The 3,488-nt window shown below is 48.1% G+C and carries 2 protein-coding genes; both read left to right on the top strand.

Annotation, left to right across the window (positions count from 1 at the left end):
* Positions 1-1,905: efflux RND transporter permease subunit (locus AACY61_RS10590; RefSeq protein ID WP_339611552.1), on the top strand; the 1,905-nt coding region annotated here is incomplete at its 5' end.
* Positions 1,906-1,927: 22 nt separating this feature from the next.
* The gene (locus AACY61_RS10585; RefSeq protein WP_339611551.1) at positions 1,928-3,328 is read left to right on the top strand and encodes an efflux transporter outer membrane subunit; all 1,401 of its coding nucleotides are present in this window, start codon (positions 1,928-1,930) and stop codon (positions 3,326-3,328) included.
* Positions 3,329-3,488 lie beyond the last annotated feature (160 nt).

The raw sequence follows: 3,488 nt of genomic DNA, 5'->3' as shown, positions 1-3,488 counted from the left end.
GACGATGCCATCGTGGTGGTTGAAGCAGTGCATGCCAAGCTGGAAGAAGGAGCTTCGTCTGCACTGGAGGCCACCCACAAAGCGATGAGTGAAATTACCGGTGCCATCATTTCCATTACACTGGTAATGGGTGCTGTTTTTATACCCGTAACCTTTATCCAGGGCCCTACCGGGGTTTTTTATGAGCAATTTGGCGTTACCCTGATGGTGGCCATTGCCATCTCCGCCATCAATGCGTTGACCTTGAGTCCGGCTTTAAGTGCCTTGTTTTTAAAACCTCACAACGAAAAAACAGCCAAAAAAGGTTTTTTAGGTCGCTTTTTTGTGGCCTTCAATGCCGGTTTTACCGCCACCACAAAGCGGTATGTCCGTTCGCTGGGCTTTCTGTATAAGCACAAATGGATTACCGTACTCATCCTGCTGGTTTCGGTAGGTTTGATTTACTGGGCTTCCCTCACTACCCCCAAGGGATTTGTACCCGATGAAGATCGCGGACTGGTGTTTGCAAACATCGAGTTACCGGCCGGGGCGACGATCGACCGAAGTGTGGAAGTGATGCACGAGCTCAATGACAAGATACGTCAGATTCCCGGTGTTTCGGATGTGTCACTCGTTAGTGGTTTCAGCATCTTAAACGGTGCCGGAAGTAACTTTGGAATTGGATTTATCAAACTGGACAACTGGGATGAACGCACCACCGATGCTCTTACAGTCGATGCCATTACCGGGCAATTGTTTGGGGCTGCCTCCACCATTCCCGATGCCAAGATTCTGTTTTTTGCACCCCCCAGTGTTCCCGGTTTTGGAGCTTCTGCCGGGTTTGAAATGAAGGTCCTTGACCGTTCCGGAGGAAGTTTTAATGACCTGAGTGAAACCACCCAAACTTATTTACAAGCGCTTTCCCAGCGTCCGGAGGTCTTGTATGCACAAACCTCTTTCAACACCAACTACGCCCAGTATGAAATGGACATCAACATTCCCAAAGCCAAAGAAGCGGGTATTAGTGTCAACACCATTTTGAGTGCCATGCAGGGCTATATCGGAAGTGTGTATGCTGCCGACTTCTCTCGATTTGGGAAGCAATACCGCGTGTATGTACAAGCACTCCCTGAAGACCGGAATTCCCCTGAAAGCCTGAACAGTATTTTTGTAAGAAATACAGCGGGCGATATGGCTCCCATTAGTCAATTTGTAGACCTGAAACGTGTATACGGTCCGCAATCGGTTACCCGATTCAACCTGTTTAACGCTGCCAGTGTCAATGGAGCAGCGGCTCCCGGTTATTCCACCGGAGATGCGATTGCCGCTGTTCAGGAGGTGAGCCAAACGGCACTACCTTCCAATTACTCAGTAGACTTTTCAGGTTTGACCCGTGAGGAAATCAATGCCGGAAACCAAACCACTTTTATCTTTTTATTGAGTATTTTGTTTGTGTACTTTATCCTGGCCGCCCAATATGAAAGTTACCTTCTGCCGGTGTCTGTTTTGTTATCTCTTCCTGTGGGAGTGATGGGTGCCTATATGACCACCAACCTGGCCGGACTGGAGAACAACGTCTACTTTCAAATTGCCCTGATTATGTTATTGGGACTGCTCGCCAAAAACGCCATCTTAATTGTAGAGTTTGCCATCCAGCGCCGCAAAGCGGGTTACAGTCGTTTAGAAGCAGCCCTTGAAGGTGCCAAAGTGCGTTTGCGTCCCATTTTGATGACCTCCTTTGCCTTTATCATCGGGCTGTTGCCGTTGGTATTTGCCGGTGGAATTGGTGCCCGCGGAAACAATGCCATTGGAACCGGAGCCGTTGGCGGACTCCTGGTAGGAACTCTGATTGGGGTGTTTGTCATCCCCATCCTGTACATCTTTTTTCAGTGGGTACAAGACAAGATTACTAAAACAGCAGATTAACAGCATTCACATGAACCATCAGATGAAAACATTAAAAACCCTTACCATCACCAGCCTTATCGCTTTGAGTCTGCAATCGTGTTTTGTTGCCAAAGACTATGAGCGACCCAATGAAGCAGTGCTGAGTGACACCTCCTATCGTTCTATAGCACCCATTGCTGACAGCAGCAGTATTGCAAGTCTTTCGTGGAAGGAACTTTTTACTGACCCGCTACTAGTTGGCCACATTGAAACAGGTTTGGCAAACAACATCGACCTTCAGATTGCCCTGCAACAGATGGACGCAGCTCAGGCCTATTATCAGCAAGGCAAAGCCGGCTACTTACCCAGCTTAAGCTTGCAGGCTCAGGTTACCCATCAGGAACTTTCAAAGAACAGTCAGTTTGGCGCTTTGTTTGACGGCAATGTTACCCAATATGATTTCACCGGTACTCTGGGATGGGAGGCCGATATCTGGGGAAAAATAAGAAGTAGTAAACGCGCAGCACAAGCCGGTTTTCTGCAAACCACTGCTGCCCGTCAGGCAGTACAAACCCGTTTGGTTTCCAGCATTGCATCGCTTTATTTTCAATTGCTGACGCTGGATACTCAAAAGGAACTCCTGGAACGCACTGTAGCCAACCGCACTCACAGCCTGGAAACCACTAAAGCCCTCAAAGAGGCGGGTATTGTTACCGAAGTAGCGGTACAGCAAACCCAGGCTCAGTTGCTCAATGCACAGGGAATGCTGGTGGATTTAGATAGGGACATCAGCCTATTGGAAAACAGTTTTTCAATTTTGTTGGGCAGTGAACCCAAGTCGATTGCCCGCGCTTCATTTGAAGATCAGGTACTGGTTCCTCATCTAAAAACAGGGTATCCTGCACAGTTATTAAGCAACCGCCCTGATGTGGCTGCAGCTGAATATCGCCTTGTGGAAGCCTTTGAGCTTACCAATGTAGCGCGCAGTAACTTATACCCCTCTGTCGGACTTTCAGTAACCGGTGGATTTCAAAGTTTGGAGTTAGACCAACTGCTGAATGCGAATTCGCTGTTTGCAACTCTGGTGGGGAATATAGTGCAACCCTTATTCAACCGCAGGCAACTCAAAACACAGTTTGAAGTAGCTGAAACACAACAGGAAATTGCTTATCTGCAATTCAAGCAATCGCTGCTCACAGCCGCACGAGAAGTGACAGATGCCCTGTATGATTATCAGGCTGCTTCTGAAAAAGAAGTACTCAAAGTACAAGAACTGCAAGCCCTCACACGCGCTACACGCTATGCCGAAGACCTCCTTGAGAATGGAATGGCCAATTACCTGGAAGTCCTTACTGCCCGTGAAAGTGCGCTGAATGCTGAAGTGCAGGTCACCACTACCCGACTGCAACAACTGCTTGCGGTAGTGGAGTTGTACCGTGCCTTGGGTGGCGGAAGTGAATAAAGCAAGAAGTTAAAAGTTTTTATAATTGGTTGGTTGGAAATGGCCCAATGTTCTTTTTAGAACTGCGGGTCATTTTTTTTAATGAAGTTGATTGGTGGACTGGTTGACTGGTGGACTGGTGGACTGGTGGACTGGTGGACTGGTTTACTGGTGGACTGGT

It is taken from the genome of uncultured Planktosalinus sp. (assembly GCF_963973675.1).
GTDB lineage: Bacteria > Bacteroidota > Bacteroidia > Flavobacteriales > Flavobacteriaceae > Planktosalinus.
Note: the sequence above shows the minus strand (reverse complement) of the source record. Positions and strands in the feature narration are given on the sequence as shown.

Coding starts and splice junctions, on each gene's coding strand:
- AACY61_RS10585 (WP_339611551.1), top strand. CDS start 1,928: ATGAAAACATTAAAAACCCTTACCATCACCAGCCTTATCGCTTTGAGT.